This is a genomic window from Luteococcus sp. H91, assembly GCF_038433135.1.
Lineage (GTDB): Bacteria > Actinomycetota > Actinomycetes > Propionibacteriales > Propionibacteriaceae > Luteococcus.
Genome location: NZ_JBCDMV010000004.1, coordinates 102,355 through 126,606 on the forward strand (window position 1 = coordinate 102,355; position 24,252 = coordinate 126,606).

Below are 24,252 nucleotides of genomic sequence, written 5' to 3' on the forward strand. Positions count from 1 at the left end.
CTGACGTTTGCGCCGACACGGAAAAGCGACGGCCCCTTGCCACCTCCCCGCCGCCCCGGGTGGCTGTTAGCGTCGGGTCCATGACCGAGACCAGCCAGCAGATGATCACCGACGCGGTGGCCCAGGCCCACGACACCCGGGTGGTGGAGGTGGGCCGTGGCGTGCTGCAGCACAGCGGCCAGATCATCGCCGATGCCCTGGGCATGGACCAGCCCTTCCAGCTGATCGCCGACGAGCGCACCTGGGCCGTCGCAGGTCAGCAGGTGCAGGATCAACTCTCCGCCGCCGGTGCCGACGTGATCCGCCCGCTCGTCTACCCCGCCATGCCCTACCTGTACGCCTCCTATGACCACTGTCAGGAGATTCGCGAGTCCCTGGCCGCACACGAGGCCTTGGGGGTGGCCATCGGCTCGGGCACCCTGAATGACCTGGTGAAGTTGGCCTCCGGCGAGCTGGAGCAGCCCTATGCCGTGGTCGGAACCGCTGCCAGCATGGACGGCTACACCGGTTTCGGCGCCCCGATGGAGACCGACGGGGTCAAGATCACCATGCCCTGCCCCGCACCCGCCGTGGTGATCTTCGACCTAGAGGTGGCGGCCAGCGCACCATCGTCGATGACCGCCAGCGGCTATGGCGATCTTTCGGCCAAGATCCCGGCCGGCGCGGACTGGATCCTGGCCGATGCCGCGGGCGTCGACCCGATCGACCAGGAGGCCTGGCGGCTGGTCCAGACCGGGGTGCGCGATGCCCTGTCCCAGCCGCAGCGACTGGCCGCGGGTTCGCCGGACGCGTACCAGGGCCTGGTGGACGGGCTGGTGCTCTCCGGTCTGGCGATGCAGGTCAACGGGGGAACCCGGCCCGCGTCGGGCGCCGAGCACTACTTCAGCCACCTGTGGGAGCTGGCCCATCTGGGCGCCGACCTGCAGCCGCCGCTCTCCCACGGGGCCAAGGTGGCGATCGGCACCCTGGCGATGCTGGGCTTCTACGAGCGCTTCATGGCCCGGGACCTCGGCAGCCTGGACATCGACGCCGCTGTCGCCGCCTGGCCCAGTTGGGATGAGGTGGTGGCCGACATCGAACGGGTCTCGACCGGCGCCTTGGTGCAGCGCGGAATCGAGCAGACCAAGGAGAAGTATGTCGACGCCGACGGCCTGCGCCAGCGGCTGCAGCGGCTGGTCGACAGCTGGCCCACCACCCGGCGTCGGTTGGAGGAGCAGCTGGTTCCCGCGGCCTCGCTGCAGGAGATGCTGGCCCGCGCCGGCGCCCCGTCGAAGCCCGAGGACATCGGCCTGACCGCGGCCGAGGTCAAGGCGACCTTCCCCAAGGCGATGTACTACCGCTCCCGCTACACCGTGCTGGACGTCGCCCGCGAGGCTGGCTGGTTCGACGAGATCGTCGAGGAAACCTTCGCCCCCGGCGGCCTGTGGAGCTGACCCACCCACCCAAACCTGGCCCCCAAAAGCACGTGCCCGGCCATCGGAGATATCCGATGACCGGGCACGGTCCGTGTGGGAGGGTCAGTCCTCGTCGGTCTGGTCCTCGTCGTCGTGCTTGTACGGGTCGGCCTCGCCGGCGAAGGTCTTGCCCTCGCGCTGCTTGGCCACCTCGGCGTCGGCGGCCTGGGCCCGGGCCAGCAGGTCGTCGATGGCGGCAGCGGCCTCCGGCGTGGCGTCGGGGATGAAGGCGATGCTGGGGGCGAAGCGCAGGCCCAGCTTCTTGCCGATGGTGGAGCGGATCAGCCCCTTGGCGGATTCCAGCGCCGCGGCGGTGCCACCGGTCTCCTCCTCGCTGAGCACGGTGTAGAAGACCGTCGCCTCCCGCGAGTCACCGGTGAGCCGCACGTCGGTGACGGTGACGAAGCCCAGGCGGGGATCCTTGATTCGGCGTTCCAGCATTTCGGCCGTGATCATCTTGATCTGGTCGGCCAGTTTTGCCACACGAGGGTTGGTCATGGTGGCTCCCTTCAGTTGTGTTGGAACAGCGCCGTGGGCGGCACCCCCTCTGCAGGGGGTCACCGCCCACGGTACTGCGTTGCGTTTGATCAGTCGCGCGGCTTTTCGACCATCTCGAAGGTCTCAACCATGTCGCCCACCTGGATGTCGTTGTAGTTGGCGAGCGTCATACCGCACTCGTAACCCTCACGCACCTCGGTGGCGTCGTCCTTCTCCCGTCGCAGCGAGGCGATGGAGGTCTCCCGAATCACGACACCGTCGCGCACCAGGCGCGCCTTGGCATTGCGCTTCATGGTGCCGGACATGACCATGCAGCCTGCGATGTTGCCGAACTTGGAGCTGCGGAAGATCTCGCGGATCTCCGCGGAACCCATCGCCTTCTCCTCGTAGATCGGCTTGAGCATGCCCTTGAGCGCGGCCTCGATCTCGTCGATTGCGTCGTAGATGACCGAGTAGTAGCGCAGGTCGACGTTCTCGTTGTCGGCCATCTTGGCGGCGTGCGGTGTGGGCCGCACATTGAAGCCGATGATGACAGCCTTCGAGGCGGCGGCCAGCGAGACATTGGTCTCGGTGATGGCACCGACACCGCGGTCGATGACGCGCAGATCCACTTCGTCGCCCACGTCGATCTTGGACAGGGCATCCTCGAGGGCCTCGACGGAACCAGCACCGTCGCCCTTGAGGATGAGCAGCAGCTCCTGGGTCTCGCCCTTCTCCAACTGCTCGAAGAGCTGATCCAGCGTCTTGCGACGTGAACCCTTGGCCTGGGCGGCGGCACGCATCCGGGCCTCGCGCTTGTCGGCGATCTGGCGAGCCATCCGGTCGTCCTCGACGACCAGGAAGTTGTCACCGGCGCCGGGCACCGAGGTCAGACCGAGCACCTGGACCGGCATCGAGGGCGGTGCCTCGGTGACGTTCTCGCCCTTGTCATTGATCATGGCGCGGACGCGGCCGTGGGCCGATCCGGCGACGATCGAGTCGCCCTTCTTCAGGGTGCCGCGCTGGATCAGCACGGTGGCGACGGGGCCGCGGCCCTGGTCGAGGTGCGCCTCGATGGCCACGCCCTGAGCGGGCATGTCCGGATTGGCGCGCAGGTCCAGCTCGGCGTCGGCGGTCAGCACGATCGCCTCCAGCAGGTCGTCCAGGCCGGTCTTGGCGGTGGCGGAGACGTCGACGAACATCGTGTCGCCGCCGTACTCCTCCGGCACCAGGCCGTACTCGGTGAGCTGGCCGCGAACCTTGGTCGGGTCCGCATCCGGCTTGTCCACCTTGTTGACCGCCACCACGACAGGCAGCTCGGCCGCCTTGGCGTGGTTGAGCGCCTCGATGGTCTGCGGCATCACACCGTCATCGGCGGCCACGACGAGCACCGCGATGTCGGTGGCCTTGGCGCCACGGGCACGCATGGCCGTGAAGGCCTCGTGACCCGGGGTGTCGATGAAGGTGATCTTGCGATCCTCCTCGTCGACGGTGGTCTCCACCTGGTAGGCACCGATCGCCTGGGTGATGCCACCGGCCTCGCCGCCCTGCACATTGGCGTGGCGCAGCGCATCCAGCAGCTTGGTCTTGCCGTGGTCGACGTGACCCATCACGGTGACGGCCGGGGAACGCGGGAACAGGTCCTCGTCGTCGCCATCGTCCTCACCGAACTCCAGGTCGAAGCCGGCCAGCAGCTCGCGGTCCTCGTCCTCCGGGGAGACAACCTCGATCTTGTAGTTCAGCTCGGCGCCCAGCACCTCGAGGGTGTCGTCCGCCACAGACTGGGTGGCGGTGACCATCTCACCGAGGTTGAACAGCACCTGCACCAACTGTGCCGGCTCGACATTGATCTTCTCGGCCAGGTCGGTCAGCGACGCACCGCGACGCAGGCGAACGGTCTGGCCGTCGCCCTGACGGATGCGCACGCCACCAATCGACGGCGCCTCCATCTCATTGAACTCTTGCCTGCGCTGCTTCTTGCTCTTGCGTCCACGACGCGACTGACCGCCGCGACCGAAGGCACCCTGGGTGCCGGAGCCACCGCGACCACCACGGCCGCCGCGACCGCCACCGGTGGGCGGGCCGCCGGGGCCGCCACCCATTCCGGGACGGCCGCCACCGGCACCGGGGCCGCCACCGGGGCGTCCCCGACCGGGACCACCGGGGCGTCCGCCACGAGCGGGGGCGCTGCCGACGGCGGCATTCTGCTGCTTGGGCATCATCGCCGGGTTCGGGCGCGGCATGCCGGGCAGTCCGCCCGTGCCACCCGGACGCGGCATCCGGCTGTCGCCACCGGCCGGGGCACCCGGACGGGGCGCACCGGGACGCGCGCCGGCGGGAGCACCGGGACGCGGCGCACCGCCACCCTGGCCCTCGGGGCGCGGGCGACGCGCGCCCATGCCCTGCGGGCCGTAGGGGTTGTTGCTGGGCCGCGGGGCGCCGCCGGGGCGACGCTGGCCGGGGGCACCGCCGGGTGTGCTGCTGGGCAGACCACCGGTACCACCGGGGCGCGGCGCGCCACCCGGACGCGGGGCGCCACCGGGGCGCGGGCCGCGGGCGGGCGGGGTGCTGCTGGTGATCGGCCCCGACGAGGCCGGGGTGTTCGGCGTGTTCGGGCGCGGGGCGCCCGGACGGGCCTGCTGGCCGGGCCGGGGCGCGCCGGGACGGGCGCCGGGGGTGGCCTGCGGACCGGGCTTCTGGCCGGGCGTCGCGGACGGCGCGGTCGGCTGGCTGGGCACGGCCGGCGCGCTCGGCGCGGCGGGCGCCTGCTGGCTGGCGGCCGGGGCCGCGGGAGCCTTGGGCGCTTCCGGAGTCTTCGGAGCCGCAGGGGCCTCGGAAACGGGCGCGGCGGGCGCCGGGGCCGCGGCTGGGCGGGGGGCGGGGCTGGCCGGGCGCGGGGCACCGGGCTTGGGCCCGTTGCCGGCGGGGCGCGGGCTGGGGCTGGCGGGACGCGGGGCCGCGGACGGCTTGGCGGCGGGCTTGCTGCCGCCGGCATCACTGCTCAGCTTGTCGCGCAGTCGGCGAACGACCGGCGCTTCGATGGTGGACGACGCGGAGCGAACGAATTCGCCCATGTCGTTCAGCGTCTTGAGGACGTCTTTGCTTTCGAGTCCAAGCTCTTTTGCGAGCTCGTAGACACGGACCTTGGCCACTACTCTCCTTCAGGTCCGGGCCTATTCGCGGCTACCGGACCAGTTAGTTGGTGTTGATGCTCATTGGTGATTACTCATCGAGTGGTCATGAGCGTTAGCCCACTTTCTGGTTCGCCCCGCCAGAGCTGGCAGGGCCGGTTGGTAGATCCGTCGCGGGGATTCCGGACGGACGCGCAAGTTCTACCTTAACGGTTAAGCCCCGTTGTGGTCGAACCGACGAGTCGAGGAGGCCGCCCCGAAGACCCCGTCGGGCACCTTCACGGAGCGACGGAATCCGCGGGCGAAGCCACCGCGGCGCAGCACCAACTGTTGGCAGTCGGCGTCGGGATGCACCCAGACGCCCCGGCCGGGCAGCCGTCGCGCGGGATCGGCGGTGACCACGCCGGCCACCAGCACGTAGCGCAGCAGCGCCGCCTGGTCATCAACCAGGCGGCACCCCTGACACGTCCTCAAGGGAGAACTCACTGCCACCTACTTCCTGACACGAGCGCAGCTCCGAGCCTGCGAGGAGCGAAGCGCGCGAGCTGCCTATTCCGCCGCGTCGGAACGGATGTCGATCCGCCAACCGGTGAGCCGGGCCGCCAGCCGAGCATTCTGGCCCTCGCGGCCGATCGCCAGGCTTAGCTGGTAGTCGGGCACCACGACGCGGGCGGCGCGGGCCGCGGCGTCGACGACGGTGACCTTGCTGACCTTGGCCGGGCTGAGGGCCTGGGCGACGAATTCGGCCGGATCCTCGGACCAGTCGATGATGTCGATCTTCTCCTCATTCAGCTCGCGCATCACGGCGCGCACCCGCTGCCCCATCGGGCCGATGCAGGCGCCCTTGGCGGAGACGTCGGGATTGTGGCTGACGATGGCGATCTTGGTGCGGTGGCCGGCCTCGCGGGCGATCTCCTTGATCTCCACAATGCCCTGCTCGATCTCCGGCACCTCAAGTGCGAACATCTTCTTCACCAGACCGGGGTGGGTGCGGGAGACGATCACCTGCGGGCCCTTGGCCTCCTTGCGGACGCTGACGACGAAGACCCGCAGCCGCTTGCCGTGGGTGTACTGCTCACCGGGGGCCTGCTCGGCCAGCGGCATGATGGCTTCCATCTTGTTGCCGATGTCCAGCCGGATGGTTCGTGAATCGCGATCCTGCTGCACGGTGCCCAGGATGATGTCGCCCTCGCTGGCGGCGAAGTGGCCGAACTTCTGCTCGTCCTCGGCCTCCCGCAGCCGCTGGAAGATCACCTGGCGGGCGGTGGAGGCGGCAACCCGGCCGAAGTCCGCGGGGGTGTCGTCGTACCAGCCGACAACCTGGTTCTCCTCGTCGCGCTCGGGCACCATCACGGCGAACTTGCCGGTCTTGCGATCCAGCTCAACCCGGGCACCGCGGATGGGGTGCTCGGTCTTGTCGTAGGCGTTCAGCATCGCCACCTCGAGCGACTCGATCAGGTAGTCCAGCGGAATTTCCTTCTCCCGCTCGATTGCCCGCAGTGCAGCCATGTCGATGTCCATCAGTTCTCCTCATTCCCATGGCCCGACTCGTCGTCGGCCTCGAAGTCGTCGTCCTCGTCCTCGGAGTCGTCACCGATCTCGTCGAGTTCCGGATCGTGCTTGCGGTTCATCTCCACCTGGATGGTGGCCTTGGTGATCTCGTCGTAGCCCAGCACGTGCACCGGATCGGTGCCCTTGGGCAGCTTCTTGCCCGGCTCGGGCTCGACGGTGATGGTGACGCTCTGGTCGTTGGCCTCGGTGATCCGGCCGCGCAGCTGGCCGCCATCCAGCAGGATGGCCAGCACCAGCCGGCCGGTATTGCGCCGGAAGTGCTTGGGCTCCTCCAACGGCTTGCCGACGCCGCGGGAACTCACTTCAAGGGTGAAGGGGGCCTGGCCCAGCTCAGGGGCCTCGTCCAGGGCGTCGGAGATGTCACGGGTGGCGGAGGCGATGTCGTCCAGCAGCGGGCCGCGCCCCTTGGGGCCGTCACCGTCCACGGTGATCCGCAGCACCTTGCGCTTGCCGGCGGGAATGATGTCCAGCTTGTCCAGTTCGAGGCCGTGCGCCTCGAGGATCGGCATGATGATGGGCTTCACGATGCGTTCCTGCATGATCGCTGCCCCCTTTCAGTTGTGATCCAGTTGTGTGATCAATTGTCCACCCGACGCCGGTGGGCGTCGAGATCCGGACAAGCCTACCGAACTCCCGATGGTGGTGGCACCACGCGCGGTTGCTCGCCGCGACACGCCCTCTCCGGGCTCGGCCGATCCACGATTCCCTAGAATCGCTGCATGCCTTCCTCTGCCCTGACTCGACGCGGACTGCTGCTGGGCTCGGTTGGAAGTCTGGCCCTGGTGAGCTGTACCTCACCGACGGTGCGGGGCCCGCATGACGGCGCAACCCCGGTGGCGCCCCCCACCCCGGATACCGCGCTGGTGCAGGCCCGGACCGATGAGGGCGGCCTGGTGGCGCTGCTGGGCGCTGCAGTCGCCGCAACGGGCACACTGACACCGGCCCAGGTCACCACCGTGAAGCAACTGCTGGCCGCCCACACCGCGCACCTGGTGGTTCTGGGCCGCACCGACCCTCTGCAGGCCGGCGCCACCCCGGAGCCCACGGCCGCAACCTCCCCGGCCACGGCGAAATCCGCTGACTGGGCGGCGCTGGCCGCCCAGATCGCTGCGCTGGAGAAAACCGCCCAGCAGCACCATCGCGCCGCCGCCCTGGCCGCCACCGATGGCCCGATGGCCCTGCTCTACGCGTCGCTGGCCACCTTTGCCGGGCTGAACACCACCCCGGGCAGGGCAATCTCCGCCGGGAAGACCACCCCCGCCCGGGTGGAGGTGGGCAGCCGGCCCGAGGCACTGCAGGTGCTGCTCAGCCGACTGCGCGCCCTGGCGGAGGGTTTGGAGATCGGGATCGGCCAGCTGCCCAATCAGGACAAGGCGATTGCCCCGGGCAAGCTGCGGCTGGCGGCGGTGTGGACCCAGCGGGACCAGACCGAGCAGGCCTTGCGCGCGGCCAAGGGCGAGGTGCCGCCGGCGGAGCTGAACTACCAGATGCCGGGGGGCTTTGGCTCACCGGCGCAGATCGCCACCACCTGGCGCGCCCTGGAATCGGCGGTCTTCGCCGCGTGGGCTCGGCTGACTGCCGCCTCGACGGGCAAGGAGCGCGCCGCAGCACTGGATGCGATGGCCGCGCAGGCCGTCGTCGCCCATCCCGCGGGATCGCCGGTCAGCCACTGGCCGGGCTGGGTTTGAGTCAGAGCACCAACTGCAGGGTGTCCCAGGCCAGTTTCACGGCCAGGGCGAAGATCACCACCAGGAAGACCTTGCGGACAAAGGCATTGCCGCGGCGAACCGCCGTCCGGGCGCCGAGCAGACCGCCGGTCAGGTTGGCCACGGCCATGCACAGGGCCACCCGCCACAGGATGCTGCCGTGCAGCACGAAGACGCTGATCGCGGCCAGATTGGTGGTCAGGTTGGCCAGCTTGGTCAGCGCGGAGGCCTCCAGGAAGCCGTAGCCCATCACCGAGACCAGGGCGATCACGAAGAAGGTGCCGGTGCCGGGCCCGACCAGCCCGTCGTAGAGCCCGACTCCCCCGCCGATCCCCAGCAGCCGCCCCAGGTGCGAGCGGCCGTCGTGACGCAGTTTCTGCTGCAGACCCAGCTGCGGGCGGCGCACTGTGTAGCCGCCCACCACCAGGATCACCACCAGCACCAGCGGGGTGAACCATTCGCGCGGCATGTGGTGGGCCAGGTTGGCGCCCGCCGTGGAGCCCAGCCAGGCGGTGGCCATCAGAGGCAGGGCACTTCGCCAGTCCACCCGGACATTGCGCAGGTAGGTGGCGGTGGCCATCAGCGTCCCCGCCGCGGCGGGCACCTTGTTGGTGCCGGCGATGGTGGCGACGGGAGTATCCGACGGCAGCCCGATCAGCAGGGCCGGCAGCTGGATCAGCCCTCCCCCGCCGACGACGGCATCCACCCAGCCGGCAACGAAGGCGGCCAGCACCAGCAGCACCAGCAGGTGCGTGGCGATCAGCATCCGCCGAGCTCGTGGATCTGGATCTCCTGGCCGTCCGGGTCCACGACGTGCACGGCGCGCCGCTCGCCCTCGATGAGTTCGGCGGGGTGGCCGGCAGCCACCAGCCGGTCACACACGTCCTCCAGCGCCTCGGTGGTCTCGAAACCGAGGATGCACAGACTGTGATCCCCAACCGGGTTGCCGGGGGCGGGCCGGGTCACGGCCTCGCCGGTATTGCGGTGCAGCGCGAGCGTGCCGGAGCTGCTGCTGGCCTGCAGCGGCGTCCAGTACTCGTCGTGATGGCCGACCGGGACCAGCCCGAAGTGGGCGAAGAAGGCCTGGTCCGCGGCGAAGTCGGTGCTGAAGCGGATCGCATCGACCACCAGCCCGTCGTGCGGTGTCCCGTGGTGCGCGACGTAGCCGTAGAGATCGGTCTGCACCTCGTCGAGCCAGATCCCGCCGCCCAGCGGATCGGCGATGCCCGCCTGCTTGCCCCAGGCCTCGTCCCAGACCACGACGCCGTCCAGGCCGGTCAGAACGTCGGCGCTGGCCACCTCCAGCACCAGGTGGGTCTCACCGGCAACATTGTCCGTCGAGACGTGGTGCACGCCGACTCCGCCGCTGGCTGCCCCGAGGACGGCGAAGCCGCCGTCGGGAGCGCTGATCTCCCGAGCGAGCCCCAGAGTTTCCAGGAAGGCCACCATGGCGGGCGGGTCGTCGGTGAAGCGGTAGGGCAGGACGCGGGTGATCACTTCGGCTCCTTGGTGAGGTAGTCGCTCAGGACACGCTCCACCAGGGCCGAGAGGCTCTCCCCCTCGTCGATGGCGCGGTGCTTGACCTGTTTGACCAGCTCCGGTGGCAGGTAGACATTGAACTGCACCTTCTTGGCCGCTTCGCTCGGGCTCATGCCGTGATGCTAGCGCGACGCACTTCGCCCAGGCCGGGGAGCACGGCGACGGCAAGCAGGGCGAAGACCAGCCAGGCCAGCTCCGGACGCCCGGAGAGCAGGCTGGCGCCCAGCGTTCCTGCTACCGCCCCGGCCACCGATTCCACCATCACCACCACCATTCCCGCGTCCGCGGCGTCCATTCCCGGCACGGGGACAGGCCCGAAGGCCAGGTTGAGGCAATCCAGGTAGACCGCACCCATCCCGAGGTTGACCACCACCCAGCCGACCCACAACCACGCGCGTCCGGTCTGACAGGCCACCGCCAGCAGGACCAGCCCGGTGAAGACCATCAGAAGGCCCGACGGGAGCTGCCAGCCGGCCCGAGCGGCGCTGGCGGGCCGGGCACCGGTGGCGACGCCGAGCAGGGCCCAGGCCACACCACCCACCATCAACAGGCCGCCCAGCCGGACGGCGTCGAAGCCCATCAGGTCGTGCGCCACGATCGAGATGACCCCGTCCGCGCCATAGTGCGCCATGGACAGCCAGAACAGCAGCCGGACGGCCGCGGGGGCGCCGTGCGGGCGTCGGGTCAGGACTGGCCGGGGCAGCACCCGCCGCAGCCCGACCCCGACGCCGACCAGTGCGAGCAGGGCCAGCACCGCCCCGACGGCATCGATCGGCGGGCGCAGCCCGAGGACCAGCACGGAGCCGGCCAGGACGAGGGCGCCCAGCACCGGGGCTTCGGCCCCACCGGCTAGGGCACCCTGCTCGCCGACGCCCAACTCCCGGCCGCGCAGTTCGCGCACGATCACCCACCGCGCGGCCACCAGCACCGGCAGGTAGGCGACCAGGGCCCAGCGCCAGGAGAAGACAGCCGAGATCCAGGCCGCATAGCCGGGGCCGACCAGCGACGAGACCACCCACATCGCGCTACCCGCCGCCAGCACCAGCTGCCGGACCCGGCCTGTCAGCTGGGTCGCGATGATGCCCATCCCCACGCCAGCCATCGCTCCCGAGCCCAACGCGCCGACGAAACGGGCGCCGATGTAGACCTCCATCGAGGGCGCGGCCGCCGCCACCACTGCGCACAGGACCGTGATCGGGGTGAGCCAGACCAGCACTCGCGCACCTGACCAGCGACGGATCAGGGCCGGGCTGAGTGGGAGGGCAAGGAAGACCGCCGCCTGCACCGCCGCCATCGCCCTGCCGTACAGGCGTGTTCCACCCAGCTCGGCAGCCAGCAACGGGGTCACCGTGGACGACACGTAGGCCTGCATGCCCGCCAGCAGCTCGAGCACCACCATCGCGGCACCGAGCAACCAGGAGGGAGGTTTTGCCTTCATGCTCAGATGCTAGCATGCGAGCATGAAGAGTGATGATGGCCCAGAGGTGAAGAGTCAGCGCCAGGAGCGCCAGGCCTGCAGCACGTCCTCCAGCGAGGTGTCGGCCAGGCCGTCGACGCGCATCCCGACACCGTCCACCGCGGCCGTGTCCTGCCCGGTCACGGCCACGGTGAAGCAACCGGCGGCAACGGCGGCCGTCGCGCCCGTGACCGAATCCTCGAAGGCGATGCAGTCCCGCGGGTCGGCGCCCAGCTGGCGGCAGGCCTCCAGGTAGAGGTCGGGCTCCGGCTTGGAGCGCGCCACCTGGTCCTCCCCCACCAGCGCCCGGTAGGCCAGGCCGTCGATGCCGTCGACGATCTCGCGCAGCACCCAGGTCTCGTTCGCGGAGACCACCAGGTTGGCGATCCCGGCACGGAAAGCCTCGGCATGCAGCTCGCGCACCCCCGGCAGCACCACGGGGCCATCGGCGCGGTACTCCTCGATCGCCAGCCGGCTGAGCTGCTCACGCACCTGGCCCCGGTCCCCCACCGGCACGCCGGCCGCGGCATGGATCCAGTCGATGGTGCCGTCCAGGCTTGCGCCCGGATTGCGGTCCAACACCACTCCGGGCCGCGGGCCGCCGAGCTGCGCCAGCCAGCGCAGCTCGGCCCGCTCCCAGGAGCCCTCGGAATCAACCGTCGTGCCGTCAAAATCCCAAAACAAGGCGGCGGGTAGGTCGGTGGTCACAGTTCCTCCTGGGTCGCGGGAGCGGTCGGTTGGCATCGTCAGTTGCCGTGGATCTCCTTGAGCACCTCGGCCAGCGCATCCTCGACCACCACCGAGCGCTTCTCGCCACTCTTGCGGTCGCGGATCTCCACCAGGCCATTGGCCAGATCCCGGCCCACCACCACAGCAGTGGGCATGCCCAGGATCTCCTGATCGGCGAACTTCACGCCCGGGCTGGCCTTGCGGTCGTCGTAGAGCACCGCGACGCCGGCATCGTCCAGCTCGGTGGCCAGCTTCTCGGCGGCGGCGAAGATCTCCTCGCCCTTCCCGGTGGCGACGATCTCCACGTCGAAGGGCGCCAGGCCGCGGGGCCAGCACAGGCCCTTGTCATCGCAGGTTCCCTCGGCGACGGCCGCCACCGCGCGGGAGACGCCCACGCCATAGGAGCCCATGGTGACCGTGACCAGCTTGCCGTTCTGGTCCAGCACCTTCAGCCCCAGCGACTCGGCGTACTTGCGGCCCAGCTGGAAGATGTGGCCCATCTCGATGCCGCGGGCCAGGGTCAGCGGCCCGGAACCGTCGGGTGCCGGATCGCCCTCGCGCACCTCGGCGACGTCGATCACGCCATCGGGGGTGAAGTCCCGCCCGCACACCAGATCGATCACGTGGTGGCCGGGCTCATTGGCGCCCGTCACCCAACGGGTGCCGGGCACGACGCGCGGATCGCACAGGTAGCGCACCTTGCTGACATTCTTCTCACCCAGCACCTCGGGGCCGATGTAGCCCTTCTTCAGGTTGGGGAAGTTCTCGAAGTCGGCGTCGGTGAAGTCCAGCACCTCGGCCGGCTCCATCGCGGCCTCCAGCCGCTTCTCGTCGACGGCGCGGTCACCGGGCAGGCCGATCGCCAGCGCCTCTTCCTTGCCGTCGGGGTGGCGCAGCTTGAAGACCACATTCTTCAGGGTGTCAGCCCCGGTCCACTCCCGGTCGCTGCGCGGGAAATCCTTGTTCAGCAGGGCAACCAGGGTCTCGATGGTCTCCGAGTCGGGGGTGTCCTCGACGTGTGCGGCGGGCGCGTCGGCCCAGTCCACGGCCTCGGGAGCGGGAATTCGTACGGCCTCCACATTGGCGGCGTAACCCCCGGGCGAACGGACGAAGGTGTCCTCACCATTGGGCGCGACGGCCAGGAATTCCTCGCTCTTGGAGCCGCCCATCGCCCCGGCCATCGCCTGCACGATCACGTAGTCGAAGCCCAGCCGGTCGAAGATCTTGATGTAGGCCTCGCGGTGCTTCTGGTAGCTGGCCTCCAGGCCGGCGTCGTCGACGTCGAAGGAGTAGGAGTCCTTCATCACGAATTCGCGGCCGCGCAGGATGCCGGCGCGGGGACGCGCCTCGTCGCGGTACTTGTTCTGGATCTGGTAGAGGCTGAGCGGCAGATCCTTGTAGGAGCTGTAGAGGTCCTTGACCATGAGGGTGAACATCTCCTCATGGGTGGGGCCGAGCAGCAGGTCGGCGCCCTTGCGATCCTTGAGCCGGAAGAGGTTGTCGCCGTACTCGGTCCATCGGTTGGTGGACTCGTAGGGTTCCCGCGGCAGCAGCGCCGGGAAGTGCACCTCCTGCGCGCCAATGGCGTCCATCTCATCCCGGACGATGGTCTCCACCTTGTGCAGCACCTTCAGACCCAGCGGCAGCCAGGAGTAGATGCCGGGGGCGACGCGACGGATGTAGCCGGCGCGCACCAGCCAACGGTGGCTGGGCACCTCGGCGTCGGCAGGATCGTCGCGCAGCGTGCGGACGAACAGGGAACTCAGACGAGTGATCATGGTCAACTTCCTGCACCGCGAGGAACGCCCTCGGCTGCCCTTCAGCCTGGCGTCGGAGTGCGGTGCCAAGACTATCCGCCCCCACCGACATCCCACACCAAAGGGCTCAGTGGCTTGTCAGCCGGATCTTGTTCGATTGACTTGCACATTTCCCACATGCTCGGGCATCATGGTGGCAGAGCACTTGCGCGGTAACCCCCGAGATCGCGCAAGTGCTTCCTTCATGTCCGGAGCCGGTCGCCCCAGGGTTGGGCCTGCCGTCAGTACAGGACCGTGGCGAAGCGCCCCACCGTGCTGAAACCGACCCGCTCGTAGAGCCGGACGGCCGGGGTGTTGTAGTCGTTCACGTACAGGCTGACCACCGGCCAGCGCCTGCGGCAGAGCGCGACGACGGCCGCCATCGCCGGTACGGAGAGGCCCCGACCGCGCAGTGCGGGATCGATCCAGACTCCCTGCACCTGGCAGAACATCCCCGCAGCGCAGCCGACGTCGGACTTGAAGATCACCCGGCCACCCTCGACGATGCCGAAGGCCCTGCCCTGCTGGATGGTGCGGCGCACGTGGTTGCGATAGCTGCCCGTGGCCTCCAAGGGGCTGACGCCCACCTCCTCGGTGTACATCTGCACCGCGGCCTCAAAATAGGCGTCGAAATCCGCCATGGTGATCTGCTGCACCCGCGGATCGGCCCGCAGGGGGCTGTCCTCGCTGATCGACATCAAAGGTTGTTCGGGGCGCAGGTCCCGCACCTTTGACCAATCCCCGCCATAGGCCTGGCTGAGCCCCTCCCAGAGTCTCAGGGTGGGTTCGGCGACGCCCATGATCGACGCGGCCCGGCGCCGCGGCCCCAGGTAGCGGATGTAGGCGGCCAGCGCCTCGTCGTCGGCATTGACCGGCACCAGGTTGGAGCCGGCATGGCACAAGCTCACCAGTTGTTGGTCGCGCTCGAAGCCGACCACCTGGCAGCCCAGCATGAAGGGGTCCAGCCCGGCGCCCTTCACCCGGGAGGCGACGAAGACATTCTCCAGCGGGCTGGCCATCAGCAGGCCCATCACCTCGTCGAGGTCGTCATTGCCCAGGATCCGCAGGGATCCGGAGGACTCCCCCTCGGCCGTCGGCTCCGCCAGTGTCACCGGCGTCTCAGCTGACCTTGACCTCGGGCGAACCCACCTCGAAAGTTTCTGCAGCAAGACGGTTGGCCTCCTCGATCAGCGTCTGGACGATCTGGTCCTCCGGCACGGTCTTGACCACCTCGCCACGGATGAAGATCTGCCCCTTGCCATTGCCGGCGGCCACACCAAGGTCGGCTTCGCGCGCCTCACCGGGGCCGTTCACGACGCAACCCATCACGGCCACCCGCAGCGGGGCCTCCATGCCCTCCAGGCCGTCGCTGACCTTCTCCGCCAGCCCCCAGATGTCCACTTGGGCGCGGCCACAACCGGGGCAGCTGACCACGTCGAGCTTGCGGGGGCGCAGATTGAGCACCTCCAGCAGCTTGGTGCCCACCTTCACCTCCTCGACCGGATCGGCCGACAGGGAGACCCGGATGGTGTCGCCAATGCCCTCCGCCAGCAGGATGCCGAAGGCGGCGGTGGACTTGATGGTGCCCTGGAAGGCGGGCCCGGCCTCGGTGACGCCCAGGTGCAGCGGCACGTCGGTCTGCGCGGCCAGCAGCCGGTAGGTCTGCACCATGGTGATGGGGTCGTTGTGCTTCACGCTGATCTTGTAGTCCTTGAAGCCGACCTCCTCGAACAGGCTGGCCTCCCACAACGCCGACTCCACCAGGGCCTCGGGGGTGGCGGAGCCGTACTTCTTCAGCAACCGCGGATCCAGCGATCCGGCATTGACGCCGATCCGCAGGCTCACCCCGGCGTCGGTGGCGGCCTTGGCGATCTCGGCCACCTTGTCGTCGAACTTCTTGATGTTGCCCGGGTTCACCCGGACGGCCGCGCAGCCCGCGTCGATGGCGGCAAAGACGTACTTGGGCTGGAAGTGGATGTCGGCGATCACCGGAATGGCGCTCTTCCTGGCGATGATCGGCAGCGCCTCGGCATCATCCTGGCTGGGGCAGGCGACGCGCACGATATCACAGCCGGCGGCGGTCAGCTGCGCGATCTGCTGCAGCGTGGCGTTGATGTCGGTCGTCTTGGTGGTGGTCATGGACTGCACCGAGATGGGGGCCTCGCTGCCGACCTGCACCTTGCCGACGTGGATCTGGCGGGTCTTGCGGCGGGGAGCCAGGACGGGTGCGGGAAGTGCGGGCATACCAAGGGCGACGGTCATGGCTCCCAGCCTAGTGGACGGGCAAGGAACCGGCCCCGCTCCTCGCTGAAGAGGAACGGGGCCGGCCCCTGACAGGTCATGCCGATGGCGTCACTTGGCCGGGTTCTTTATGTTCACCCGGGTCTCCTCGAGCGCCTTGCCGTCGCGGACCACAACCGCGGACGCGGTCTGCCAGGACGGCTGGCGCGGGGAGCGGTAGCCGTCGGCCGCATCCACCGTGAAGGTCCAGGTGCGATCCTTCCAGACGGCGGTCACCAGCAGTTCGTCGCCGGGCTGGGCATCCTGCACGCTGAAGCTGAAGTTCTTCTTCTCGGCCTTGCCGGTGATCACCGGCGGGGTGCAGGAGGCGTCCTTGGCGATGGAGACGCGGGTCTCCTCCAGGGCCTTGCCGTCGCGGATCACGACGGCGGTCGCATCGGTCCAGCTGGGCTTCTTGCCACTCCACCAGCCGGCCTCAGTGAGGTTGACGGTGGTGTACTGCGCCTGACCATTCCAGTGGCCGTCAACCCGCAGCTGGTCACCGGGGGCGACGTCGGTGGCCTTGAAGCCGAAGGAGTCACAGCTCTGGTAGGGGCTGAGCACCGGGGTCTTGGGCGCCGGCTTGGCGTCGGACAGGCCCACCAGCACCGGATCGTGGTCGCTGGAGGCATACGGCGTCGGGGCGTAGAAGTCGGTGATGTTGTAGTTGCGACGCGAGTACTGCATCGCCACCGACTCGTCGCCGTTGATGTTCAGGTCGTCGGCGCCGGTGACCATCGCCAGGGCCTTCTCATTGGCGAAGGCGTGGTCCAGCGAGCCCAGCCGGCCACCGAACTGGTAGCTGGTGGATTCGGGGCTGAACTTGCGCACCAGGTTGGTGAAGCCCGCCGCTTCGATGATCTGCACCGGGGTCTCCCGGCTGTAGGCGTTGAAGTCGCCGACCATGAAGACGGCCTCGTCGGGCCACAGCTGCTTGGTCCAGGCGGTCACGTCGCGCGCCTGCTCCTCCCGCGACGGGTTGGAATTGCCCTGACCGGTGCCGTCGTCGACGCCGGAGCCCTTGCTCTTGAAGTGGTTGGCGACGGCGACGAAGGTCTTGCCGCTGGCCAGGGACTCGAACTTCTGGCCGAGCGGCTGGCGGGCATTGGCGAAGGCCGGGCTGTCCAGGATCACCGAGGCGTCCACCGGCTTGACCTTGGCGCTCTTGTAGATGAAGGCCGTGCGGATCACGTCCTCGCTCACCGGACGGGCCAGCGGGCTGCGAACGTAGTCGTAGATACCTGCGCCCACCTTGGCATTGAGCGCATCCACCAGGGTCTTCAGCGCGGCGTCGCGGTCATGGCCGAAGCGGGCCGCGTTCTCGATCTCCATCAGGCCGACCACGTCGGCGTCCAGCATCTCCAGCGCCGCAATGATCTTGGTCTGCTGGTCCTTCAGCGCGGCCGGGGTGTAGGCGCCACGGACGGTGCAGCCATTGGCGGTGACGGGATTGCCGTCCATGTCCTTGTAGGCCGAGCAACCCGCCTCGTCCTGACCAAGATCGGTGAAGTAGTTGAGCACATTCATCGCGCCCAGCTTCAGCTCGCCGCCAACCGCCGGGGCGGCGGTCGGACGGGTGTTCTCCGTGGTGACCGGGTCATTGTCGTCGGTGGCGCCGACGATCTGGTCAACCGGCTGGTAGTTCCACTGGAAGCGGTAGTCCAGGATCACCGGCTTGGCGAAGGTGACCTTGGAATCGGTGCGCATCGGCTCGTCCTGGCTCAGGTACGGCAGCGGGCTGTTCTGCGCGGTGGCATTGCGCATGTAATCCCAGCTGGAGCCGTCGTCCAGGGTGATGTACTTCTTGACCTGTTCCGCCTCGAAGGCCTGCGCCTCGGCGGGGGCGACGCGATCGGTGGGGGTCCACAGCGGCTTGTCACCCACGGCCAGGCCAACCTGACCGTAGTTGTTCAGGTTGTAGTTGTTGGTGATGGTGTAGTTGCCCAAGGGCTGCACCAGCATGCCCTCGTAGGCCTCCTTGTCGGCGTCGGTCTCCGGCAGGGTGGCCAGTTCGGTGGGCTTCACCTCGGCGCAGTCGGTGGCGGGGGTCAGCACCGGCTTGGTGAGCTGGGTGAGGTTGTTGTACTCGGCGGGGATGCCGGTGACGGTGTAGCACTCGCCGGGCTTCGCGGTGGGGGCGGCGCCCGTGTACACGAAGATGCCGTCCGAGGCCTGACCCGCGGCCTTGGCGCTGCCGCCGCTGCCGGGGGTCTGCAGGTAGAAGCCGTTGAAGCCGCCCGTCGGGTAGCTGGCGGTGACGACGCCCTTGGTGGTGACGCTCTGGCCGGCCAGCGGGGTGGCAGTGCCGGTGCCCTGGATCTCCGCGATGGTCTTCTCCACGGCGGGGGTGGGCTCCGGGGTGGGCTCGGGCGTCGGATCCGGAGTGGGGTCGGGGGTGGGCTCCGGCGTCGGGTCCGGCGTCGGATCCGTGACGGCGCCCTGATTCTCCGGCTTCGGCGCACCCTTGGTGAAGTCGGCCTGGTTGTTGTCGGTGTCAGCGCCGGCGGTGCGGCTGACCGAAGTGGTGTTCGACGGCGCGGGGGCGGCGGCGCCCTCGACCTTGGTGGCGGTGCCGTAGCCCACCAGGTCGACCACGGCGCCAGTGGCGTCGACGATCTCGACGCTGCCCGCGGTGCCGCTCATGGCGGCGGAACAGGTGGCGTCGGGGGTCGGGAGCGCCTCGGTGCCCGCGGTGCCCTTGGCCTGCTGCACCAGGAAGTGCTTGCCGGGCTGGACGCTGCCGCTCAGGGTGCAGGAATTGCCCGGGTTGCCGGCGGCCGAGTAGTAGTTCAGCTTCCAGCCGGTGACGTCGATGGCCGAGGCGGTGCCGTTGAACAGCTCGACGAAGTCATGGGTGTACGGGGCGCCGGAATTGCCGCCACCGCCGTAGACCTCGTCGATCACGAGGTGGTCGGTGGCTGCCTGGGCGGGCAGGGCGCCGAGGCCCTGCGCAACGAGGCCGAGGCCCAGCGCGGCCGCGGTCAGCCCGCGACGCCAGGACCCGGAAATACTGTGGGACATGGGGAATCTCCAGTGGGGAACGAGAGGGATGGCGGATGCCACCGACACGCTATCCAGCTGAGAGCAGGCTGAGGAAGCCCCTCAGCGTGGGGGTAGTTCACTGTTCACCGGAATGTCACCCGCTCTGCGCGTCCAACTGTCGCCCTGCTGACCCAACCGTCGCCCTGCGAGAGAAATAACCATCGGAAGGCAACCGTCCAACGAGCAAGCCAACCCCAACCCGGGCAGGGCAACCGTCCAACGAGCAAGCCGGAGGCGGACAGCATCAGAGCAATTTGATCGGCGTGATCAGGTCGGCCAACACCAGCACCAGGCCGGCGACGGCCAAGAAGGCGCCCACTGCGTAGGCCACAGGCAGCATCCGGGCGGTGTCGACGTGCCCCGGGTCGGGTCGGCCGAGCAGTCGGGCGAACCCGCGTTTGAGTGCCTCGTACAGGGCGCCGGCGATGTGGCCGCCGTCGAGCGGGGGCAAGGGGACGCAGTTAAGCAGGCAGACGAACAGGTTGACCGACGCCAACATGGAGAACCAGGAGGCAATCTTGTCCCCCATGCCCAGTTGCTCGCTGCCGGCAATCTGGCCGGCCACCTGACTGGCGCCGATGATGGAGATCGGGCCGTTCGCGTCTCGCTTCTGCCCGGTGACCAGATCGGCGGCCACATTCCACACCTTCACCGGGAAGGCGGCCAGCGCGGTCACCGACTGCCGGGTCTGCAGCCACAGATCGCGCCCGGTGTCGTCCAGGCCGCCGCGGACCAGTTCGGTGCGCGGGGTGACGCCGAGGAAACCCGCCTCGACGGTCTTCGTCGGATCCAGTCGGTCGCGCACACCGGTGATGATGGTGGGCGTGCTGGGCAGGGTGATCCGCTCGCCATTGCGCTCCACCACCAGCTGCGCCGGCCGGTCGCGGTTGGCGCGGATCAGTTCGCTGAGCTGATCCCAACCGGTCAGTGCGGTGCCGTTGAAACTGAGCAACCGGTCGCCGGGTAGCACCCCGGCCTTCTTGGCGGGCGAGGCGGGGTCGCCGGGCTGACAGGTGCGCTCTGCGCGGGTGATGGGCACGACGCATTCACTGACTGCTTGGGCGACGGGTTGGGCGCGGTACTGGCCGTGCAGCGCGTTCACTCCGGCCAGGATGATGAAGGCCAGCAACAGGTTCATCAGCGGTCCACCCGCCATGATGATGATCTTCTGCCAGGCGGGCTTCTGGTAGAACAGCCGGCCGTCGTCGGCCGCGGTGATGGTCTCGTACTCGACGGCCCGGGCGTCGTCGGCCAGCCGCGCCAGCGGGCTGCGGGTCTCGGCGTCGCCGGCCCGGTGCGGCGGGTACATCCCGATCAGGCGGACATAACCGCCCAGCGGCAACAGTTTGATGCCGTATTCGGTCTCCCCGCGTCGGGTGGCCCACAGGTTGCGGCCGAAACCCACGAAGTACTGCGTCACCTTCACGCCGAAGAGCTTGGCGGGCAGCAGGTGCCCGATCTCGTGCAGCGCGATGGAGGCCATGATCAGGGCGAAGAAGCCGATCGCGGCCAGCACGGTGACGAGCAGGGTCATGCGCCGGAGACCTCCGCGGCGCGCTGGCGGGCCCAGGCGTCGACGGCCAGGACGCCGTCGACGGTCATCTGTTCATCGGTGAGGTGTCCCCCGGGCTGTCCGGCCAAGGCGATGTGCTCATCGACGACGGTGGCGATGGTGTCCACGATGGCCAGGAAACCGATCTTTCCGGCGCAGAAGGCGTCGACGCAGACCTCATTGGCCGCGTTGAACACGGCCGGGGCGGAGCCGCCCAGCTTGCCGCAGCGCCGCGCCAGTTCGACGGCCGGGAAGGCGTCGTCGTCCAGAGGCTCGAAGTGCAGGCTCACCGGTGCGGACCAGTCGTTGGGCGCAGATGCGTCGGCCATCCGGTTGGGCCAATCCAGCCCCAGGGCGATCGGAAGCTTCATGTCCGGCGGGCTGAGCTGGGCGATGGTGGCGCCATCATGGAATTCCACCATGGAGTGCACCACCGAGCCCGGGTGGATCACGACGGTGATGTCATCCAGATCCACCCCATAGAGCAGCCCGGCCTCCAGGAGCTCGAGCCCCTTGTTGACCAGCGTCGAGGAGTTGATGGTGATCACCCGCCCCATGTCCCAGCTGGGGTGCGCCATGGCCTGCGCGGGCGCGACGTCGGTCAGCTCGTCCCGGCTGCGGCCACGGAAGGGTCCGCCGGAGCAGGTGAGGATCAACCGGCGCACCTCGTCGGCGCGGCCGGCGCGCAGGCACTGGGCGAAGGCGGAGTGTTCGCTGTCCACGGCGACCATCTGGCCGGGGGCGGCGGCCTCGGTGACCAGTCGCCCGCCGATCACCAGGGATTCCTTGTTGGCAAGGGCAAGCGTGGTGCCGGCTGCCAGCGTCGCCAGGGTGGGCTTGAGCCCGGCGGCACCGGTGATGCCGTTCAGCACGACGTCGCAGGGGTGCTTGGCCAGCTCGGTGGCGGCATCGGGCCCCAGCAGGATCTTCGGCAAACGGACATCGCCCACATTCCAGCCGCGCTGCTTGGCCTGGGCGTAGAGGGCGAGCTGCAGGTCCTGTCCCGCGGTGGCCTTGGCCAGGGCAACGACGTCGGGCTGGAAGTCAAGGATCTGCGCGGCGAAGAGCGCGACGTCGGAGCCGCCGGCCGCGAGCCCCACAACCCGGAAGCGGTCGCGTCGGCTGGAGATGACCTCCAGCGCCTGGGTTCCGATGGATCCGGTGCTGCCCAGGATCACCACATTGCGAAGCTGTTCGTCTGCCACGCCTTTCATCCTGACACAGGCCACTGACAATTCTCCCCTGCAGGCACCGTAGCGTCAGCAAGCGAAACTCTTGCGCCGCACCCAATGGTCTGACCTTGACATTGACCGCATTTGGCACCGACTACGGTGCCAACTGCGGTCAATAGCGGCGGCACTGGTCCGCAAGCCGCAGCAACTCGTCGCTGACCCGCTGGGGCGCGGCCAGCATCACGTTGTGCCCGGCGCGCGGAACCACGACGCGGCGGCAGCCGGGCAGTTCCCTGGCGATCGCCTCCGAATCCTTGGGCGGCACCACCAGGTCAAGGCTGCCGTTCAGCACCAGGCTGGGCAGGCCACGATAGCCCGCCAAGGCCGGTTCCCGGTGGTGGGTCGACAGGCTGGGCAGGAAGGCGGCCATGGTGGCAAAACCAGCGTCACCTGCCATCTCACCGGTCAGCCGGACATCGGCCCGCGACGTGCGCCAGCCGCAGCAGCTCACCCACAGCCCGGCGGTCAGCGCCGGACCGAGCGCGGTGACCAGCCGCCAGCTGTTGGGGTGGCGCGCCATCCGGCCGAACAGAACGTTGCCGGTGGCCTGCACCAGGTGTGCACCGCGCAGCCCGAGCCCCAGGAAACCCAGACCATCGCCGTTGGCCGAGGTGGCGACGAAGGCGACGCCGCCCACCCGCTCCTGCACCAGTTCGGGATGACGCTCAGCCAGGGCCATCAGGGCCATCCCGCCCATCGAATGCCCCACCAACACCACCGGGCCCGCCGTGTGTAGCACCACAAGTTCGGCCAGGTCATCGGCCACCTGGTCAATCGTGCAGCCCCGAAGATCGGGATTGGCGGAGCGTCCGTGACCGCGCAGGTCCCATTCCAGGACCCGCAGGCCCGCGTCGGCGAGCGCTGCGGCCTGGGCATGCCAGCAGCCGTGGGCCTGGGCGTAGCCGTGGGTGAGCACCACCGTCACCGCGCCGGCCTGGGGCCCGCCGAACCTCCCCCACAGCCGAACACCATCGCCCGTGGTGTGCCAGAACTCGCCCATGGATCGAGCCTACGCCCAGCTCCTGTCCCATCCAGCGGGTGACAGCGCGGCCCAACTAGGCTGGCAACCATGATGACGGCGGATCACGAGATCGACTCGCTGGCGGCCTTCGACGCCCACCTGGCGGCCGGCCTGCGGCTGGACCGGTGCGTGGTGCAGTCGGTGGACCTCACCGAGCGCAGCGAGCAGCTGAAGCGCACCCCCGTCGAGGCGGCGATCTTCCTGGGATGCCTGATGCGGCCCGGCATCGACGACTCGCTGCGCGACCGCGGCGCGCTGGTCTTCCCCCGGCTACCGGAACTGCCCTTCAACCCCTACCGGCCGCGGATGTACGAGACGCCGGACCTCTTCGACGCCGTACTGACCGGCGGCGACTATGCCGACTGCCACGACGCCCGGATCTACGCCTGGCACCGGGCTCAGGGCATCCAGCCCAGTCTGGGCGCCACGTTGTCGATGAGCCTGCACGACCATTCGATGAGTGAATCCCTGGACGACTGGTGCGCCAGCCGTCCGCCGCAGACCACCATCGGGATCATGGGCGGCCACGCCGCGGCGCGGGGCACCGAGACCTTCCGGCAGGCCGCCCGGCTGGCCGGGGCCCTGACCCGGGGCGGTCGGTTGGTGATGACCGGCGGCGGCCCGGGCGCGATGGAGGCCAGCAACCTGGGCGCCTACCTGGCCGGGGAGCCGGAGGCCCTGGACGATGCGATCGAGGTGCTGGCGGCGGCCGCCGACTTCCATGCCAACCTCACCGCCTGGGCGCATGCCATGGTGGAGGTGCGGCGTCGCTGGCAACCGTCGGGCGAATCCGCGGGAATCCCCACCTGGTTCTATGGCCACGAGCCGCCCAATGGCTTCGCGACGGTGATCCCCAAGTACTTCAGCAATGCCATCCGGGAGGACACGCTGCTGCAGCGCTGCCGCGGCGGGATCGTCTACCTGCAAGGGGCCGCGGGCACCGTGCAGGAGATCTTCCAAGCCGCGACGGGCAACTACTACACCCCGCTGGGCTCCCCCACCACGCCGATGGTGCTGGTGGGCCGCGAGTACTGGACCCACAAACTCCCGGCCTGGCCCTTGCTGGAGGCCCTGGGCCGGGACCGGCAGATGGGAACCCGGCTGCACCTGGTGGACCATGTCGAAGAGGCCGCCGAGGTGTTGCTGGGCTGACCCCCTGACAGGGCTCGGCCGGTCAGCCGTGCCACCAACGACAGCGGAGGGGGGGGGGGGGGGGGGGTGGGGGGGGGGGGGGGGGGGGGGGGGGGGGGGGGGGGGGGGGGGGG

At 69.3% G+C, this 24,252-nt stretch carries 20 protein-coding genes; 3 read left to right on the forward strand and 17 right to left on the reverse strand.

The genetic code is table 11. From position 1 onward, the window contains the following. Positions 1–80: 80 nt before the first annotated feature. Entirely contained in the window at positions 81–1,433 is a 1,353-nt protein-coding gene (locus tag AAEX57_RS03650; RefSeq protein ID WP_342091112.1) for a sn-glycerol-1-phosphate dehydrogenase, read from the forward strand. An 84-nt stretch (positions 1,434–1,517) separates the two neighbouring features. Here AAEX57_RS03650 and rbfA read toward each other — a convergent pair whose 3' ends face one another. The 5 genes from rbfA to rimP form a co-directional block, all read right to left on the reverse strand. Beyond that, positions 1,518–1,952, reverse strand: a complete 435-nt coding sequence (rbfA, locus tag AAEX57_RS03655) for a 30S ribosome-binding factor RbfA (RefSeq protein WP_342091111.1) — start codon at positions 1,950–1,952, stop codon at positions 1,518–1,520. A gap of 89 nt (positions 1,953–2,041) precedes the next feature. After that, entirely contained in the window at positions 2,042–5,083 is a 3,042-nt protein-coding gene (infB, locus tag AAEX57_RS03660) for a translation initiation factor IF-2 (protein WP_342091110.1), read from the reverse strand. A 192-nt stretch (positions 5,084–5,275) separates the two neighbouring features. Next, the gene (locus AAEX57_RS03665) at positions 5,276–5,548 is read right to left on the reverse strand and encodes a YlxR family protein (RefSeq protein ID WP_342091109.1); all 273 of its coding nucleotides are present in this window, start codon (positions 5,546–5,548) and stop codon (positions 5,276–5,278) included. Positions 5,549–5,611: 63 nt separating this feature from the next. Then, positions 5,612–6,583, reverse strand: a complete 972-nt coding sequence (nusA, locus tag AAEX57_RS03670; protein ID WP_342091108.1) for a transcription termination factor NusA — start codon at positions 6,581–6,583, stop codon at positions 5,612–5,614. Further along, positions 6,583–7,173: a ribosome maturation factor RimP gene (gene rimP, locus AAEX57_RS03675; RefSeq protein ID WP_342091107.1), complete on the reverse strand. Its 591-nt coding sequence runs from the start codon at positions 7,171–7,173 to the stop codon at positions 6,583–6,585. Before rimP ends, nusA begins: the two co-directional genes overlap by 1 nt. Positions 7,174–7,353: 180 nt before the next feature. Here rimP and AAEX57_RS03680 point away from each other — a divergent pair, with 180 nt between their 5' ends. After that, positions 7,354–8,322, forward strand: a complete 969-nt coding sequence (locus tag AAEX57_RS03680) for a DUF4439 domain-containing protein (protein WP_342091106.1) — start codon at positions 7,354–7,356, stop codon at positions 8,320–8,322. A gap of 1 nt (position 8,323) precedes the next feature. Here AAEX57_RS03680 and AAEX57_RS03685 read toward each other — a convergent pair whose 3' ends face one another. The 12 genes from AAEX57_RS03685 to AAEX57_RS03740 all read right to left on the reverse strand — a co-directional run bounded on the left by AAEX57_RS03685 (position 8,324) and on the right by AAEX57_RS03740 (position 22,966). Then, positions 8,324–9,106 carry a sulfite exporter TauE/SafE family protein gene (locus AAEX57_RS03685; RefSeq protein WP_342091105.1) on the reverse strand — a complete coding sequence of 261 codons (783 nt, stop codon included), beginning with the start codon at positions 9,104–9,106 and terminating at the stop codon, positions 8,324–8,326. Next, positions 9,100–9,837, reverse strand: a complete 738-nt coding sequence (locus AAEX57_RS03690) for a VOC family protein (protein WP_342091104.1) — start codon at positions 9,835–9,837, stop codon at positions 9,100–9,102. The genes AAEX57_RS03685 and AAEX57_RS03690 overlap by 7 nt, the downstream gene beginning before the upstream one ends. Beyond that, the gene (locus AAEX57_RS03695) at positions 9,834–9,992 is read right to left on the reverse strand and encodes a CopG family transcriptional regulator (protein WP_342091103.1); all 159 of its coding nucleotides are present in this window, start codon (positions 9,990–9,992) and stop codon (positions 9,834–9,836) included. The genes AAEX57_RS03690 and AAEX57_RS03695 overlap by 4 nt, the downstream gene beginning before the upstream one ends. Next, positions 9,989–11,317 carry an MFS transporter gene (locus AAEX57_RS03700; protein ID WP_342091102.1) on the reverse strand — a complete coding sequence of 443 codons (1,329 nt, stop codon included), beginning with the start codon at positions 11,315–11,317 and terminating at the stop codon, positions 9,989–9,991. The genes AAEX57_RS03695 and AAEX57_RS03700 overlap by 4 nt, the downstream gene beginning before the upstream one ends. Positions 11,318–11,371: 54 nt before the next feature. After that, positions 11,372–12,043, reverse strand: a complete 672-nt coding sequence (locus AAEX57_RS03705) for an HAD family hydrolase (protein ID WP_342091101.1) — start codon at positions 12,041–12,043, stop codon at positions 11,372–11,374. Positions 12,044–12,081: 38 nt separating this feature from the next. Continuing rightward, on the reverse strand, positions 12,082–13,842 hold the full coding sequence (locus AAEX57_RS03710; protein ID WP_342091100.1) for a proline--tRNA ligase: 1,761 nt from the start codon (positions 13,840–13,842) through the stop codon (positions 12,082–12,084). A gap of 260 nt (positions 13,843–14,102) precedes the next feature. Next, a complete protein-coding gene (locus tag AAEX57_RS03715; RefSeq protein ID WP_342091099.1) occupies positions 14,103–14,972 on the reverse strand; it encodes a GNAT family N-acetyltransferase in 870 nt (289 codons plus the stop codon). Between the two features lie 7 nt (positions 14,973–14,979). Then, positions 14,980–16,122 carry a flavodoxin-dependent (E)-4-hydroxy-3-methylbut-2-enyl-diphosphate synthase gene (gene ispG / locus AAEX57_RS03720; protein ID WP_342091098.1) on the reverse strand — a complete coding sequence of 381 codons (1,143 nt, stop codon included), beginning with the start codon at positions 16,120–16,122 and terminating at the stop codon, positions 14,980–14,982. A gap of 90 nt (positions 16,123–16,212) precedes the next feature. After that, complete coding sequence (locus tag AAEX57_RS03725; RefSeq protein ID WP_342091097.1) at positions 16,213–19,161, reverse strand: ExeM/NucH family extracellular endonuclease; 2,949 nt, start codon at positions 19,159–19,161, stop codon at positions 16,213–16,215. 265 nt (positions 19,162–19,426) lie between these two features. Next, complete coding sequence (locus AAEX57_RS03730; RefSeq protein WP_342091096.1) at positions 19,427–20,716, reverse strand: M50 family metallopeptidase; 1,290 nt, start codon at positions 20,714–20,716, stop codon at positions 19,427–19,429. Next, positions 20,713–21,939, reverse strand: coding sequence for a 1-deoxy-D-xylulose-5-phosphate reductoisomerase (dxr, locus tag AAEX57_RS03735; RefSeq protein ID WP_342091095.1), 1,227 nt, complete (start codon positions 21,937–21,939; stop codon positions 20,713–20,715). Before dxr ends, AAEX57_RS03730 begins: the two co-directional genes overlap by 4 nt. A 139-nt stretch (positions 21,940–22,078) precedes the next feature. Continuing rightward, on the reverse strand, positions 22,079–22,966 hold the full coding sequence (locus AAEX57_RS03740) for an alpha/beta fold hydrolase (protein ID WP_342091094.1): 888 nt from the start codon (positions 22,964–22,966) through the stop codon (positions 22,079–22,081). Positions 22,967–23,035: 69 nt separating this feature from the next. Between AAEX57_RS03740 and AAEX57_RS03745 the strand changes: the two genes are divergently transcribed. Then, positions 23,036–24,139 (forward strand): LOG family protein, encoded by a 1,104-nt coding sequence (locus AAEX57_RS03745; protein ID WP_342091093.1) that lies wholly within the window; start codon positions 23,036–23,038, stop codon positions 24,137–24,139. Positions 24,140–24,252: the final 113 nt, after the last annotated feature.